At 45.5% G+C, this 14,669-nt stretch carries 14 protein-coding genes; 8 read left to right on the plus strand and 6 right to left on the minus strand.

Annotated elements, in window-relative coordinates; translation table 11 throughout:
* Positions 1-468: 468 nt before the first annotated feature.
* Both NC997_RS15135 and NC997_RS15140 read left to right on the plus strand, forming a co-directional pair.
* Positions 469-1,716: a glycosyltransferase family 4 protein gene (locus tag NC997_RS15135; RefSeq protein ID WP_190526882.1), complete on the plus strand. Its 1,248-nt coding sequence runs from the start codon at positions 469-471 to the stop codon at positions 1,714-1,716.
* The gene (locus NC997_RS15140; RefSeq protein ID WP_190411463.1) at positions 1,713-2,900 is read left to right on the plus strand and encodes a glycosyltransferase family 4 protein; all 1,188 of its coding nucleotides are present in this window, start codon (positions 1,713-1,715) and stop codon (positions 2,898-2,900) included. The genes NC997_RS15135 and NC997_RS15140 overlap by 4 nt, the downstream gene beginning before the upstream one ends.
* A gap of 691 nt (positions 2,901-3,591) precedes the next feature.
* Here the strand turns inward: NC997_RS15140 and NC997_RS15145 are convergent.
* From NC997_RS15145 to NC997_RS15160, 4 genes are all read right to left on the minus strand, one after another.
* Positions 3,592-3,777, minus strand: coding sequence for a hypothetical protein (locus NC997_RS15145; RefSeq protein ID WP_190411464.1), 186 nt, complete (start codon positions 3,775-3,777; stop codon positions 3,592-3,594).
* 141 nt (positions 3,778-3,918) lie between these two features.
* Positions 3,919-4,107 carry a hypothetical protein gene (locus NC997_RS15150; RefSeq protein WP_190526884.1) on the minus strand — a complete coding sequence of 63 codons (189 nt, stop codon included), beginning with the start codon at positions 4,105-4,107 and terminating at the stop codon, positions 3,919-3,921.
* A 130-nt stretch (positions 4,108-4,237) separates the two neighbouring features.
* Entirely contained in the window at positions 4,238-4,438 is a 201-nt protein-coding gene (locus NC997_RS15155; protein ID WP_190526886.1) for a hypothetical protein, read from the minus strand.
* A gap of 142 nt (positions 4,439-4,580) precedes the next feature.
* Positions 4,581-4,718 (minus strand): hypothetical protein, encoded by a 138-nt coding sequence (locus NC997_RS15160; RefSeq protein WP_190526888.1) that lies wholly within the window; start codon positions 4,716-4,718, stop codon positions 4,581-4,583.
* Between the two features lie 695 nt (positions 4,719-5,413).
* Here NC997_RS15160 and NC997_RS15165 point away from each other — a divergent pair.
* From NC997_RS15165 to NC997_RS15190, 6 genes are all read left to right on the plus strand, one after another.
* Positions 5,414-5,596 carry a hypothetical protein gene (locus tag NC997_RS15165; protein ID WP_190430198.1) on the plus strand — a complete coding sequence of 61 codons (183 nt, stop codon included), beginning with the start codon at positions 5,414-5,416 and terminating at the stop codon, positions 5,594-5,596.
* Complete coding sequence (locus NC997_RS15170; RefSeq protein ID WP_190526890.1) at positions 5,593-6,993, plus strand: oligosaccharide flippase family protein; 1,401 nt, start codon at positions 5,593-5,595, stop codon at positions 6,991-6,993. Before NC997_RS15165 ends, NC997_RS15170 begins: the two co-directional genes overlap by 4 nt.
* Positions 6,994-7,118: 125 nt before the next feature.
* Positions 7,119-8,411: an O-antigen ligase gene (locus NC997_RS15175; protein WP_190526892.1), complete on the plus strand. Its 1,293-nt coding sequence runs from the start codon at positions 7,119-7,121 to the stop codon at positions 8,409-8,411.
* Between the two features lie 105 nt (positions 8,412-8,516).
* Positions 8,517-9,614: a glycosyltransferase gene (locus NC997_RS15180; RefSeq protein ID WP_190526894.1), complete on the plus strand. Its 1,098-nt coding sequence runs from the start codon at positions 8,517-8,519 to the stop codon at positions 9,612-9,614.
* 77 nt (positions 9,615-9,691) lie between these two features.
* Positions 9,692-10,639: a glycosyltransferase gene (locus tag NC997_RS15185; RefSeq protein ID WP_190526897.1), complete on the plus strand. Its 948-nt coding sequence runs from the start codon at positions 9,692-9,694 to the stop codon at positions 10,637-10,639.
* A 119-nt stretch (positions 10,640-10,758) separates the two neighbouring features.
* The gene (locus NC997_RS15190) at positions 10,759-12,936 is read left to right on the plus strand and encodes a hypothetical protein (protein WP_190526899.1); all 2,178 of its coding nucleotides are present in this window, start codon (positions 10,759-10,761) and stop codon (positions 12,934-12,936) included.
* A 284-nt stretch (positions 12,937-13,220) separates the two neighbouring features.
* On the opposite strand, the gene NC997_RS15195 is transcribed toward NC997_RS15190, so the two are convergent.
* Both NC997_RS15195 and NC997_RS15200 read right to left on the minus strand, forming a co-directional pair.
* On the minus strand, positions 13,221-13,748 hold the full coding sequence (locus NC997_RS15195) for a tetratricopeptide repeat protein (protein WP_190413797.1): 528 nt from the start codon (positions 13,746-13,748) through the stop codon (positions 13,221-13,223).
* 97 nt (positions 13,749-13,845) lie between these two features.
* Positions 13,846-14,619: a transporter substrate-binding domain-containing protein gene (locus NC997_RS15200; protein WP_190526966.1), complete on the minus strand. Its 774-nt coding sequence runs from the start codon at positions 14,617-14,619 to the stop codon at positions 13,846-13,848.
* Positions 14,620-14,669 lie beyond the last annotated feature (50 nt).

Here is a 14,669-nt window from a genome sequence, read left to right on the forward strand (position 1 = left end):
TTCATAAAACTAAGTAATCTTACGTATAAACTCAGTTCGCATCGTCCATAAGGAGTATTTCATAACTCCTACTTTTGATAGTAGTAGTAGGAGTAACGAGTTCTCTTCTAGAGTGGTATTAGATTGGGTAAAAGCTTAGGAATGGCTGGGTCAGGGTTTTTCGGGTTTGGGAGAAATTATTAGGCAGTGTTAAAATTGAGCCATTTTTTGCCTTCATAGCGTCTTGAACCTCATTATAAAGTTGCCATGAAGTCAAGTGGAAAATTTGAGAACTTTCTGTAAAATCTGGCAAATTCCATTTACTTAAGTAGGGTTATACAGTAATCTAAGCAATTATGAGGAAGAGAATCTCAGACTCTCAAATCAGCTAAGCAATCATGCTGAAATAAATCTACTGACAGACTGCTTAATTAATCTTTGCCACAACAAAAAAACAACCAATACACCTAGCTATATATAGGTATTGTTATGCGTAAACCTGTTTTGACTATCTTCTACCAGTTCAATCCGAGTAGCATTAGCATCGGGGGTATACAAACAGTCATACGCACTTTTGTTAAATATGCTCCTAGCGAGTTTGAAATCCGACTGGTAGGAACGGAGAACGATCCATCGCAACCCATAGGAGTATGGAGAGACGCCCAGTTGGCAGGCAGAGAGATCCGCTTTATGCCCTTGTTTTTTATAGAAAACGATAACTTTAAAAAATTAGTACCAACCACTATTAAATATACGGCTGCCCTTTTGGGTCGGAATTTGAGTTCGGATTTCATGCACTTTCACAGGCTGGAACCCACACTTTTTACTCGCAACTGGTCAGGAGAAAAGACTCTCTTTATTCACAACGATATTCAAAAGCAAATTAATTCTGCGGACAAAAAAAATGCGATTCTGTGGCAACGTTTTCCAGCAGCATATTTTGCTATCGAACGCTATCTTGTAAGTCAGTTTTCTCAAATCTTGTCGTGTAATACTGAATCGGTGCAACATTACCAGCAGCATTACCCAGAGATAGCAGAGCGCATTTCCTACGTCAAAAACACAGTAGATAACGAAATCTGCTACCCATTGACCTTAGATGAACGAGAGAAAGGTAGGCGCACACTTGCACAGCAGATGGGTTTAGCGGAAGATACACGCTTTATTCTATTTGCTGGTCGCCTTCACGCCCAGAAAGACCCCGTCTTGCTAGTCCGCTCCATTGCTGCCCTGAACAATTCAAATGTTCACCTCCTCATAGCAGGCGATGGAGACTTAAAGGATAAGCTACGTTCTGAGATTTCCCGCCTTGGATTGTCCGGACAGGTAACGCTGCTGGGGCCATTAGCCCAGGCAGAACTTGCACAGTTGCAACGTGTATGTAGTGTTTTTGTACTAACGAGCGCCTATGAAGGTCTTCCTATGGTCGTTCTCGAAGCACTTGCCAGCGGTACGCCAGTGGTGACAACCCAATGCGGCGAAACTCCAAACCTACTCACTACTGATAGTGGAGTGGTGTGCGAGGAGCGATCGCCAGCCGCAATTGCAGATGCCTTGCGGAAGGTACTGCACAACGGTGGAGATTATCCAATCGAGGCGTGCGTTAAAGCTGCCAAACCTTACAGTGCCAAGACTGTCGTGGGTGATATCTACAGCGATATGCTAAGCCGCTGGCAACAGCGGAATTTGTCTACTAGCCAGATTAATCAAAAAACTTTTACCGGGGTTTCGCCATGAAAATTGCCGTAATTGGAGCAAAAGGGTTGCCTGCTAAACAGGGTGGTATCGAGCACCACTGTGAAGAAATTTATTCACGGGTTGTGGAACAGGGTCATGAAGTGGATTTGTTTGCCCGTTCCTCATACACTGGAGATGTTTCGCTCAGCCACTATAACGTTCATGGTGTGAAGGTTGTTTCTATACCCAGCTTGAATATCAAGGGAATGGATGCTCTGTTGAGTTCGGCGCTGGGAGCGATCGCTTGCAATGCGAAGCGTTATGATATCGTTCACTTCCATGCTTTAGGACCAGCCCTCTTTACTTGGCTACCCAAAATTGCTTCCTCGGCAAAAGTTGTTGTTACCTGTCATGGCTTAGATTGGCAACGTGCCAAATGGAACAAAGCTTCTAGCGACCTAATCCGTCGCGGCGAACGTGCTGCTGTCCGCTTCTCTGATAGCATGATCGTCGTCTCAGAGGAACTGCGCTCATACTTTAAGGAAACTTACGGTAAGGAGACAATTTATATTCCTAACGCACCCTCAAATATGGGTGATTCAGACCCTACTTTTAGCTATGGAACTTCGCTAGGTCTGGAACAGGGACGCTATATTCTATTTTTAGGTAGACTCGTACCGGAAAAGTGCCCCGACTTACTCATCAAAGCCTTCCAAAACCTTCAGCAAGAAGGATGGAAACTCGTCATGGTGGGCGGTACCAGCGATACCAATGAGTTCACCTCGGAGATCACCGAGATGGCGGCGAATAACAAGAACATCATATTCACAGGTGAACTTAGAGGTCCCCGTCTTGCAGAAATCCTTCGGGGTGCGGGATTGTTTGTACTTCCTTCTGAGTTGGAGGGATTACCTCTATCAATGTTGGAAGCAATGCAGGAAGGTGTTCCCGTACTCGGTAGTGACATTCCCGTGCATCAGCAATTGATTGGCAAAAACCGAGGGATGCTTTTCCAGGTAAAAAATGTAGACTCCTGCCTCCGCAGCTTGGAATGGGCAATCAATCACCAGAATGAATTGGCGGTAATGGCTAAAAACGCCCAGAGTTATGTGCAAGCACACTATACCTGGAACCAGATTACTAGCGAAACATTGGAGTTGTACAGAACACTCACCGCCCTTGCTCCCCTAGACAACGAAAACGGCAAACGAATTCCAGTTCCATCAGACCTGGTCAAGGCTTAAAAGCGCTGTTGCATTTCTAAATTGTCAATATAACTTAATATTTTCCTGCCAGGTGATAGGGGCGCACAAATAGCTGTACGCCCCTACTATTTTTTGTCTTTATATTATCTTTATATTTTTTTTACACAAAATAGCCATTAACACTCACTTCACCAGTGTTATAAGCGCGACACACATATTTACATTCAATTACGTATTTACTAGCAGCATTCAGTTAAAAAACTTAGCTTTCAGGACAAAATCAGAAAAACATCCTTTAATTTATTTGTAGAAAAATATACTTAAAGCGTCTCCGTATGTTTTCGGGTTTATAAAGGAGTTCTTTACAAAAAATTCAAAAAATTCACTGATGTCAAGACCCTGTAGTGTTTCATATCCTAGAGGGGTAAACAAAACTATTTACCAAAATGAACGCCTTTATCAAGAAACTAATTTCTACAAGCGTCATGTTTCTCTTCACGGCTGCTGGTTTCGTAGTATTGGCATTTTCGGTAGTCTTGATGACGGTTGAATCCCTCGTCTCGTACGTGTTGTCACAAGTAACAGCACTACAAAATCATTCTTTAACAGAACGTGTTACTAGCGTGAAAGAACCGTCTTCTGTTAAAGGCTAATGCCTTGGTACTTTTCGGGTAAATTTAACCAGTATTCAGGGGCGAATTGCGTGTACGGGCGCGGAAGATAAAGCAGCCTACTCCTTGGAATCGTCAGGAGTTCCGTAGTAGATGCCCCTGCCATTGGTACCAACGAAAACCAAGCCAAACTGTTGCCAACTCGCCTCCATCGCATTTGGCTCGCCAGGGATGGGATTTTGGCTAGAACCAATGCTTATCCAAGTTTTACCTCTGTCGAGAGAACGGAAGATTCCCTCGCCCATACCAGAAATTTTTCCATACAAATAAAGCGCTGGAGTTGTCCTTCCGGTCTGCGGTTTCCCGAAAGTAAACAAATGCGCCTTTTCTACTGAAGGCAGCTTAGCAAACGTTTTGCCACCGTCTGTGGAGTGGAATAAACCTTCCTAGTCTAAGCTGAGCCAGACTTCATTTTTCGCATCTGGAACTGTTTTCAGCGCATACGAATAGTAGTCACTCCTAATATTGGGAATCGATGAGTTGACAACGCTAAAGGATGCACCTTGGTCAGTGCTGCGGTAAACTTTGCTGTCGCTGTAATAGTAAAAAGTATTTCCATCTACTTTATTCGCCACCAAGGGCTGATCTCAATACCAGGGACATTCTGAGCAATTTGGTAGTCCAGACACTGCACTCCCTGAAGCGCCGCCATTAGTGGTGCGTAGGGGTAGAGCTTTACTTACAGCTACAACAAACAAGTTTGGATTAGTTGCCGATATCGCTACGCGCAGTGGTAATTGATGCCGGAAACGACGCAAACTTCTTCCAGGTTAATCCAGCGTCTGTTGAAGTTGCTTCTGTATAAGTTGAGTGCCACCTTGAACCGCCAACGCGGACGAGATGCCAACGCTCTTTGGTAAGCGTTGGGGAAAAAGAAGCGACTTTCGCCCATTGTCGCGCCTGCATCCGAGGATCTCCACACCCCATCGTGCCGCGAATCAATGAAAATAATGTTGGAGTTAGCCGGATTCAGAGCTAGTCTTTTTCCCACCCAGCAATGCTCAACATTACTGTCTATCCCTAAGTTTATGTTTAGTTTAGTCCAGTTTTAACCTCGCTCTGTGGACTTAAAGATTGATCCTTTGGGTTGCCGCTGGGAGTATTTACCTGCTGCCATGTAAACGATATTTGGGTTGATGGGATCTGTTGCGATCGCTTCTTCCCCGTAACATGTTTTCTCTTTCATTGTGAAGCTGTCATGTAATCGAATGCAGGTTTTATCTTCGGCATTCCAGCGATAAAAGCCACCAACGTCGGTTCTGATCTAAACCAGATCCTTTTGTGCGTTGTAAGTATAAACACCTGTAACAAACCCTCTACTGCCTATCGACACGTTAGCCCAGCGACGTAGGAAGTGGGTGCCATCGGTACGGACACAAAATCCGCGCCTACAATCGGCTGTTGGTTGCTACCTATTGCTACTAGCAGTACACCCAAGCATAGTGCCAATAAACACAGGAGCCACAGCCCGATGGAGAAGTTTTAATATCATGATTGCCTAAACACTGGTAAGATTACAGACATTTTGCAGAGAATAATGTAAGTTATCTATTTCATAAAGTTGAAGTTCTAATGAAGAATTATCAAGCCTTCCATAGCTCAATGCCAAATGTGTAAATATTCAGTGTCTTTATAAAAGCTTTAAACTTTGGGGGGGAATTCTCACAAATCCACACTGTTGTCTGTGGTAAATTAAATTTGCTTGCTTAAAAAGAGATTGGCACCCAAGTACGATCGCTTTAACTGTTGCTGAGATATTTTTGCCAATCTCTACTAGCGTTAGTAGCAATTGACTATTTATTCAATGAAATATGCTGACGACCTTAGAAGGCCGTCTACTGATGCAGTAGCGATGAACCAAGGCAAACTAAGGAGAAAAATGTGCTGGAGCTGAGCCACCTGCTCAAAAAATTGATGAGCATTCTACCGATTTTCCCGCATCTTGCGCCGCTAAAGACTCCCAAGCTGCGATCGCTATCTATAAATCTCTTTTTCTGGAAGTCTTCATTGGTAGAACATCAAGGATTTCTCCGTAATATTTGCTACTTTGAGGGACAAGCATGAACCTGAAAACGCAAGTCATGCGGGGAGGAGTCTACCTGGTACTGCGTCAGGGACTGGGAGTATTCATCAGTCTGGCAGGAGTGATGCTAGTTACCAAAGTCATAGGACCGGAGAAATACGGTCTCTATGCTGCCACCATCAGTATATTTTTGTACCTTCAGATGCTCAGCCAGCTAGGCATTGAAGTTTATCTGGTGCGGCGGGAAGGGGAAGAGGAACTCGGAGTATATCACCAAGCTTTCACCCTGCTGTTGCTGCAAGCGTTTACAGGAATGCTTTTAGCTTTTTTGGCGCTTCCCTTAATAGAAAGCTGGGTGAACATCCAAGGGTTTCGCCCGGTAGCGCAAGTCTTGTTTCTGGGACTTCCCGTAGTTCTCCTCAATCAAGTCCCGATGGCTCGGCTAGAGCGCAATCTAGATTACAAGCGGGTAGCTTTAATTGAACTTCTCGGTCAGTTAGTTTACTACGTGATAGCCTTTCCAATGGCTTTTCGGGGAGCCGGAGTTTGGGCACTGGTGGCTGGATGGTGGCTACAGCAAGTTCAAACTCTAGCACTACTCTACTGGAGTGCCGGATATCGTCCCCGCTTTGCTTGGAATTGGGTTTTAGTTAAGCAGATGCTGGGATACAGCATCGGATTTTCTACCTCAGTCTGGGTGTGGCAACTACGTACTCTGATCAACCCCCTGCTAGTAGGTAGATACGCTGGTGCCGAGGCAGTGGGATATGTAGCCCTAGCCATCCGGATCATCGACATTCTCAGTTTCGTAAAAACCGCAACGTGGCGGATTTCCATTGCCACCTTGGGGCGCTTGCAGGGAGATCGAAAGCGGTTACGGAGAGCTGTCACTGAGGGCATGGGCCTTCAGATATTAGCTTTAGGACCCCTGCTCGTAGTAGTCAGCTGGGCTTTGCCTGTGCTTATTCCATTGGTGTTTGGCGATCGCTGGCTTCCTGTAGTGGCGATCTATCCTTATATCGCCTTGAGCAATCTGACCAACTCCATGTTTAATATGCATTCCTCAACCCTCTACGTTTTGCGGCGGAACTGGGAAGTTACAGTTTTTCACATCGTGTATATGGCTCTTTTTGTAGGAGCAGCATTCGTGCTGTTACCCCGCTTGGAATTAGTGGGATACGGCTGGGCTGAGGTGGCGACTTTAGCGAGTTATATTGTCATCCACTTCTACCTAGTGCGGGACATTGGCAGTCCTGACTATCGATTGGCTGGCTTGTGGTGCGGGACCTTTGGAATAGCTTTGTTTGCCTACCAGTTAGGATGGTGGGTAGTTTTGGGCTTAGTAGTCGTGGCATTGTTGCCCAGTACCCAGCAGAAGCTGAGAGATTATATTAAAAGTATCAAAGGAGTAAAGCAGGAAAAATCATCCGAAGCTTAACGCCACCTTCAACAAAAACTGCATCATCCTAGAAACTTGTCAAAAGTCATTTTCTCCCCCCTCACCCGACTGAAAAGACCTAGACTTGAGTTGAATTCTAGATACTTTTACCACCCTCTAAAGTCGTGAATCCACTCCTAAATTTCGCTGAAAAGAGATTCTCGGTTCTGGCGCTGCTAGTGTTCTCAGGATTATTAAACTTTGCCAGCTTAAACAATGCGTCGGAGGGAACAGCTGGCTACGCTGTTTATGTTCCTTCTGTGTTTGACAAGATTATATCGCTGCTACAGTTGGGAGTCTATGCCGGGACAATTTTCTTTATTATTGCCCGGTTCAAAAGTGTTGTTCGTCCAGCTTTGAGAGACGTTTTCTTATGGGGTTTAGTCGCAACAATTGTAATCTCATTTTTTTGGTCTGATTTCCCGCCTATTTCTAGAAAAGCTGGCATCAATGTGTTACAAACAACCTTGTTTGGACTGTATTTTGCTTCGCGCTATACCTTGAAAGAGCAAGTACGCATAATAGCGTGGGCGCTGGGTATAGGAGCAGTAATTACCGTAATGTACACCCTAGTTTTTCGGGGAGGTGGAATAGAAAGTGGAACTCATGCAGGAGCTTGGCGGGGGCCTTTGTTACACAAAAACCTCTTGTCTCGCCTGATGCTGGTACCAGCATTGTCTACCTTACTTGTGGCTCTGAACGTTCGCAAATATCGTTACTTGGTATGGGGTGTTTGTGGTATTTGCGTTGGCGTGATTGTACTTACAACTTCAAAAACTGCTTTAATCATCTTCTTGACTTTGATAATTCTCTTGCCTTTTTACAGCGCTTTACGGTGGAGCGACAACTTAGCTATTCCCTTCTTCATTACATTGATATTAATCGGTGGAAGTCTAGCTACATGGGGCGTGGCAAGTTGGGATAACTTGCTGTTTAGCTTAGGCAAAGATCCTACCCTCAGCGGTCGTACAGAGATTTGGGATGCTGTAATAGAAAAAATCTGGGATCGCCCTTGGTTAGGCTATGGTTATCAGGGATTTTGGCTGGATGGAGGGGAGTCGGAATATGTTTGGCGTGTACTTCGCTATAAGGTATACCACGCTCACAATGGCTTTTTAAACTTGACGGTTGATCTCGGCTTTGTAGGGATATTCTTTTTTGGGATTAGTATTATTTTCACCTATTTTAGAGCCATAAAATGGGTGCGTTCCACTAAAGAACCCGAAGATTTATGGCCGATAACCTACGTGACGTTTTTACTAATGTATAACTATACCGAAAGTACAATTGTAGAACCGCACTCTCTGTTTTGGATATTGTATGTATCAGTAACCTTATCATTGAAGCGCCTCCCAATGTCGAATATTAGGTCGTTTGAGACGGAGGAAAGAAAAGAAGGATTAGTTGAAACAACGTAGTAAGGTTAGCAATAAATTTACCAACTTTTTCAAGTAACCCTTCCCTTAACTCCTCCCCAGAGAGCGGGAATTAGGGAATAGAAGTATTTTCAACCTCAAATAAAAATGTCTAGCATAACAATTTTTCTTACTTCCCTATATGGCGGTGGCGCTGAGAGAGTCCTCGTTAATTTGGCTCGTGGTTTTGTCGAGCAAGGCTTAAGCGTAGACTTAGTTTTAGTTAAGGTGGAAGGACCTTATCTGTCTCTAGTACCGCCAGAGGTGAGAATTGTGGACTTGAAAGGTAAGCGGCTGCTATCAAGTCTCCCCGCCTTGGTACGCTATCTGAAAGAAAATAAACCTACAGCTTTGCTTTCGGCTTTGGAAGATACGAATATAGTGGCTTTGTTGGCTCGAAGGCTGGCTGGTGTATCTACAAGAGTGGTAGTGAGCGTACATAACACCCTGTCTCAGGAGGCGCAAAACTCTAAGCAGCTGAAAAGGCGAATTGCACCTTACTTGGTACGCTGGTTTTACCCGATGGCTGATGCAGTTGTTAGTGTGTCTCAAGGGTCGGCTGATGATTTGGTGCATCTAGGATTAGCAAAAGAGCAAATCAAAGTTATTTACAACCCAGTTGTTACCCCGGATCTGTTCAAAAAAGCCAGTGAACTTGTGGAACATCCTTGGTTTGAGGCGGGACAGCCTCCGGTGATTTTGGGTGTGGGACGCCTGGAAAAGCAGAAAGACTTTCCTTCTTTGATTCGCGCCTTTGCTCAAGTGCAACAACAGCGTCCGGCGCGGCTGATGATTTTAGGGGAGGGAACGGAGCGATCGCAGCTTGAAGCTTTGGTGCAGGAATTGGGTATAGCATCGAATGTGGCTTTACCTGGGTTTGTGGCAAATCCCTATGCTTATATGGCATCTTCAGCAGTATTCGTCCTATCTTCTTTATATGAAGGATTGCCTACTGTACTCATTGAGGCGATCGCTATGGGAACCAGGGTAGTTTCTACCGATTGTCCTAGCGGGCCAGAAGAGATTTTAGCAAACGGAAAGTACGGTCAGTTAGTCAGTGTTGGAGATGTCAAAGGTTTAGCAGAAGCGATCGCGACTACCTTAGATAAGCCTTCTGACTCGGAAGCACTGCGGCTAAGAGCTGATGAGTTCTCCCTGGAAAAGTCTGTAGCACAGTATCGGCAAGTATTGGGTATTGATTCATAGGCATTGCTGTGTTCTTCCCAAGCTTGCTGCTATAACTGTCACTACTCAAACCAGACGCTCATAACAACACTAAAAGTATGAACAGCAACCCTAAAGTTAGCATCGCCATTAATAACTACAATTATGCTCGTTTCCTATCACAGGCAATTGATAGCGCCCTAAGCCAAACCTATCCCCACGTCGAGGTAATTGTGGTGGACGATGGTTCTACTGACAATTCACGAGAAGTTATTGCCAGTTATGGCGATAAAATTCTCCCGGTGCTAAAGGAAAATGGGGGACAAGCTTCAGCTTTCAATGCAGGCTTTGCCGCGAGTAAAGGAGATATTGTTTGCTTTTTGGATGCTGACGACACTTTTATACCTGAAAAAGCAGAAAAAGTAGTAGAAGCATTAGGCGATCGCCCAGATTTAGGTTGGTGTTTCCATCCTCTTAAATTTGTGGACGAAAAGTTAGTGGAAATAAATGATAAAAAACTTAAAACCAGTCCCGATTTATTCCGCGAGTACGATTTGACACAGTTAACTAAAAGTGGCAGATTCTACAAAAACTTTCCTTACCCCTCTACCTCTGGTCTTTGCTTGAAACGGTCACTCTTACAACAAATTCTGCCAATGCCGGATAAAGCAGGAAGCACTTTGCTCAATGATGCTTTTTTAATTTTTAGCTCATTAGGGCTAAGTAAAGGTATCGTTTTGGATAAGGAATTAAGTCTTTATCGGGTACATGGGAAGAACGCCAATGCTATCGGAAAAGAGACTAAGGGGAAATCAAAAGACTATCAGAAGCGAACCGCCAAGATCAATATCCTTTTAGGCTATTGGATAGGAGTCAAATTCTCATCATTTTATGAGTTTTCTAACCACATGATGGCGACAGGAATGGGTGTGTATCTCCGGAATGGAGAAATGGATGCGGAGTTTAAAAAACTTGTTAAAAATCATCTTGCCACCGTAAAACCGATAGATAAACTAAAAATCTATATTAGAGCTTTCTATAATTTTGTAAAAAACCCTAAATATTAAACTTAAGCAATATAACTTCTCGTACACCATCAATTTACTGGGAATGAAATCGGGAATGAACAGAGACTTACACAAATAATTCATTGGGGTTCATCTGTGTTTATCTTTGGTTATAGATTATGAAAATACCAAAATTTATCGCTTTGACTGGTTTGCCTATTTTGGTGGGAATTATTGCTGCGTGTGCCACTAGCAACCAACAACCGCAAACATACAAAAGCCTTGGCATAGCATCTGTAGCCGCAGCACCCATCTACTCGATCGGGGGAAATGGATATCGCTGGGCTAACGTTTCTATAGGTGGAGGTGGGTTTGTTACAGGTGTCTACCCCCATCCTTTAGAAAAGGATCTTGTTTATATCAGAACTGACGTTGGTGGTTTTTATCGCTGGAATGCAGCAGATAAAAGTTGGATTCCTTTAAATGACAGCTTTCCACTTGCCCAAAAAACTTATTACGGGGGAGAAGCACTAGCCGTCGATCCAAATGATGCGAATATTGTCTACATGGCGGCAGGCAAATACTCCCAGTGGGAGCCGAAGGGGTCAATTTTCAAGTCTAGCGATCGCGGAAAAACTTGGACTAAGTTGAAGATAGACTTAGGGATGGACAGCAACTCCGAAGAGCGGTGGGCAGGAGAAAGGTTAGCTGTCGATCCGTCTAACTCTAAAGTAATCTTGTTTGGTTCGCGGCACGATGGGTTGTGGAAGTCGTCTGACGCGGGGGCGACATGGGCTAGAGTTACTTCTTTTTCCCCAAATCTGACAAAAGGAATTGGAATTTTAGGCATTGCGTTTGACAAGCGCTCGCCCGGTTTAGTCTACGCGAATGTCTATGGAGATGGAATCTATCAATCTACTGACACGGGTAATACTTGGAGCAAAATCCAAGGAAGCCCGACACAGGCACAGCGAATGGCTGTTTCCAGCAACAGTATTCTCTACGTTACGCACAAATCAGGAGTTAGCAAATATGCTGGTGGAACCTGGAGTAACATCACTCCAGATGGCAAGCCAGCGTTTTTCAATGCCTTGGGTGTTAACCCAACGAATCCCAATCATTTAGTAGTATCTTTAGGTCAAATAACTAGCAAAATCCTCTATAGTTCCTTAGATGGGGGAGCGACTTGGACAGAAAAAAAGGCAAATATAAACCACACGGTTTCTTGGTGGCATGATGCCATGTTTGAATCGTGGGTTTCAGCAATTGAATTTGACCCGAAAGTGCCGGGAAAAGTTTGGTTGACGAATGGTTCTGGAATTTGGCAAACAGACAATATCAACGCCAATCCGGTTACTTGGGCTAACTATCAGCAAGGACAAGAAGAGATAGTCGCTTTCGCCCTAGCTGCACCTCCAAAAGGTGCTGTGTTATTGAGTGGTGTAGCCGATGTAGACGGTTTCAATCACAACAATGGGCTTAATTCTTATCCATCGAAAAGGATGGGCGGTATCGGACCTTGGCCTCAGCATACTTACGGTATTACCTACTCTGAAAGCGACCCGTCGCGGGTGGTGCGGGTTGGTGGTGTGGAGTGGGAACCAATCCACAATGGCGGAACAACTTCGACAGACGGCGGATTGACTTGGAAGAAGTTTGGGTCATTTCCCTCAAAGGCAATGCCGTTGCGCGTAGCTATATCGGCAAATAACCCAAACAATTTTGTCGTGACTCTCAGCGAGGCTCAGCCGATACAGACAACTGATGGCGGCGCGTCATGGGGTAAAGTGTCGGGGCTACCTAATGGGGCTAAAGGCCCCTGGTATTGGGGTGAGCCGTTGGCCGCAGATAAAGTAGATGGCAACACGTTTTACTATTACAGCGAAGGCAAAGTTTATCGCAGTACTGATAGGGGCGCATCGTTTCAGGTTGTTAACTCATCGATTAAAAGCGAGTATTGGGCAGATTTGTGGTGCAGGCTGAAAACAGTTCCGGGTGTGAAAGATGAGGTGTGGCTTAGTCTGGACTGGAATGGTTTGTACCGTTCAACAGACGGTGGCAAGACGCTGACTAAGCTGCCTTCAGTAGAGAGGGCACATTTGTTCGCCTTCGGGAAACCGCCGGATGGCAGCACGACTCCGGCACTTTATCTGTATGGAAAAGTTGCTGGCATGGGCGAGGGAATTTTTCGTTCTCTTGATAGAGGCCAAACTTGGACGAGCATTGGCTCTCAAGAGAATCCTATCGGTGGTGAGCCAAATGTGATGGAGGCGAGTTGGCAGCAGTTTGGGCTGGTGTTTATCGGTACCAATGGTAGGGGCATCTACTACGGAAAACCAGATGGTTCCTCTGGATAGGCGGCTTCATCTTCCACGCGGGCGATCGCGCTCTGTCACTGAAAGTTTGCTTTTTCCCGCTCCCAGCCTCCAACTTGAAACGCCTGTGATGAGGTTCAGCCTCATCACAGGCGTCAGCTTTTTTAATTAACTTTGCTTTGTATAGCGTCCCATCAGTTCTACAGCCTCCAAAATATGACCTTGCTACGGATAAAGCTGTAGGGGCACAAAGGTTTGCGCCCCTACAATCGTTACGTTTTATTTGAGCTCCGCAGGAGGCAGAGCCTCAGGGATGACAAGGCGTTTTAAGTCGAGGGAACCAACCGTTTCCGCAAGGATTCGGCGCGGCGCTTGGCGGTGCCATTGTCAGGCTCGTGCTTCAGCGCTTCCTCATAGCTTTCCAACGCCTGAGCAGTTAACTTCTTCTTCTCGTAAACATGACCCAGATTATTGAGCGCCGTGACATAATTTGGAGCTATTTTCAAAGCTTCTTTGTAGTTGCGAATCGCTACGTCGTACTGCTCTTGGGAGAAGTAAGCAAAGCCTAAGGCATTGTAGATAGGCGCGAGGTTTTCCTCTTCGGCATCCTCAGCTTTGAGTGCTTTTTGAAGCAGCGAGATTGCCTGGGTGTAAAGTTTTTTATCTAAATAGATGCTGCCGAGTTCGTAAAACTCTTGGGTTGTGCATTTGTCGTTTTGCACCTTATTTTGCAGCCGAGAGAGGACACTTTCAACTTTGCGGGTTTTGAAAACCTGGCGCACAACTGCCCAACCGGCAACGGCAAGCAGTACCAGCAACAAGGAGAGATAAAAAATTGCCAGAGAGTTATCCATTGCCCTTCAAATACAGAGATTAATTTGCTTTCTCTATTCATTATGGGACGTGATTGCGGCGGAGGTAGATCGCCACAGGTGCCCTATCGGAAGTTTTCTAAAATCGGTTGGTATCGCTCTGGGGGAGTCCCCAATACTTAACCCGTTCTTGCAGCCAGCCTTCTCGTTTCCAACGCGCGATCGCATCATTTACCCGTTGCCGCAATTGATTGTACTGCAACCCTTTGGGCATTACCACGGCTAGCGGCTCCCCCGACAAGCGTACCGGCAGCAGTCGGTACTGGGGATATTCCTGCACCCAGCCGCTGAGAATGCTGGCATCGGCGGCGAAGGCATCGGCGTTACCCGATTCCAGGAGCGATCGCGCCTGTTCGTAGGAATCTACGCCAATTAGCTGAACTTGGGGGATAAGATAGCGCACCGTAGAAATCGTATCCGATCCTTTCAGAACGGCGACTTTTCTCTGTTGCAGATCGTTAAGCCTTTGTAAAAATGCGTCCTGAGTGACTAAAGCGGTGCCGTCTAGGTAGTAAGGAATGCTGAAGTTGACCAAGCGATCGCGCGAAGCATTTTGTGTCACCCTCGCGATCGTCAGATCGACCGTTCCATCCACCACCACCGAGAGCCGCTCTCGATTCGCCACCGGTTGCAACTTTACCGCATCGGGTTTATCTAGGAGTTCTGCTGCCAAACGCTGGGCAATGTCAATTTCCAGCCCTTGCAGTTTGCCTTCCCCATCCCGAAAAGCCAGGGGACGGACATTGTCTTTCACTGCAACAATTAGGTAGCCGCGCTCCACAATCTCTTGTAGCTCGGCAGCAACCGCTAAGTTTGGCGTTTTTATACTAGCAAAGAGCCAAAGAAAAAACATTCCCAGGCACCGCCTGGGAACGAGGCTGGCAACAAACGAGTGGCGAGCTT

Origin of the sequence: Trichocoleus sp. DQ-A2 (genome assembly GCF_039961915.1) — a bacterium.
In the GTDB taxonomy this organism is placed as follows: domain Bacteria; phylum Cyanobacteriota; class Cyanobacteriia; order Cyanobacteriales; family FACHB-T130; genus FACHB-T130.

Excerpts from the sequence above, each read along its gene's own strand:
- NC997_RS15135 (WP_190526882.1), top strand. The coding sequence starts at position 469 with ATGCGTAAACCTGTTTTGACTATCTTCTACCAGTTCAATCCGAGTAGC.
- NC997_RS15140 (WP_190411463.1), top strand. The coding sequence starts at position 1,713 with ATGAAAATTGCCGTAATTGGAGCAAAAGGGTTGCCTGCTAAACAGGGT.
- NC997_RS15145 (WP_190411464.1), bottom strand. The coding sequence starts at position 3,777 with ATGGGCGAGGGAATCTTCCGTTCTCTCGACAGAGGTAAAACTTGGATA.
- NC997_RS15155 (WP_190526886.1), bottom strand. The coding sequence starts at position 4,438 with ATGCAGGCGCGACAATGGGCGAAAGTCGCTTCTTTTTCCCCAACGCTT.
- NC997_RS15160 (WP_190526888.1), bottom strand. The coding sequence starts at position 4,718 with ATGAAAGAGAAAACATGTTACGGGGAAGAAGCGATCGCAACAGATCCC.
- NC997_RS15170 (WP_190526890.1), top strand. The coding sequence starts at position 5,593 with ATGAACCTGAAAACGCAAGTCATGCGGGGAGGAGTCTACCTGGTACTG.
- NC997_RS15180 (WP_190526894.1), top strand. The coding sequence starts at position 8,517 with ATGTCTAGCATAACAATTTTTCTTACTTCCCTATATGGCGGTGGCGCT.
- NC997_RS15185 (WP_190526897.1), top strand. The coding sequence starts at position 9,692 with ATGAACAGCAACCCTAAAGTTAGCATCGCCATTAATAACTACAATTAT.
- NC997_RS15190 (WP_190526899.1), top strand. The coding sequence starts at position 10,759 with ATGAAAATACCAAAATTTATCGCTTTGACTGGTTTGCCTATTTTGGTG.
- NC997_RS15195 (WP_190413797.1), bottom strand. The coding sequence starts at position 13,748 with ATGGATAACTCTCTGGCAATTTTTTATCTCTCCTTGTTGCTGGTACTG.
- NC997_RS15200 (WP_190526966.1), bottom strand. The coding sequence starts at position 14,619 with ATGTTTTTTCTTTGGCTCTTTGCTAGTATAAAAACGCCAAACTTAGCG.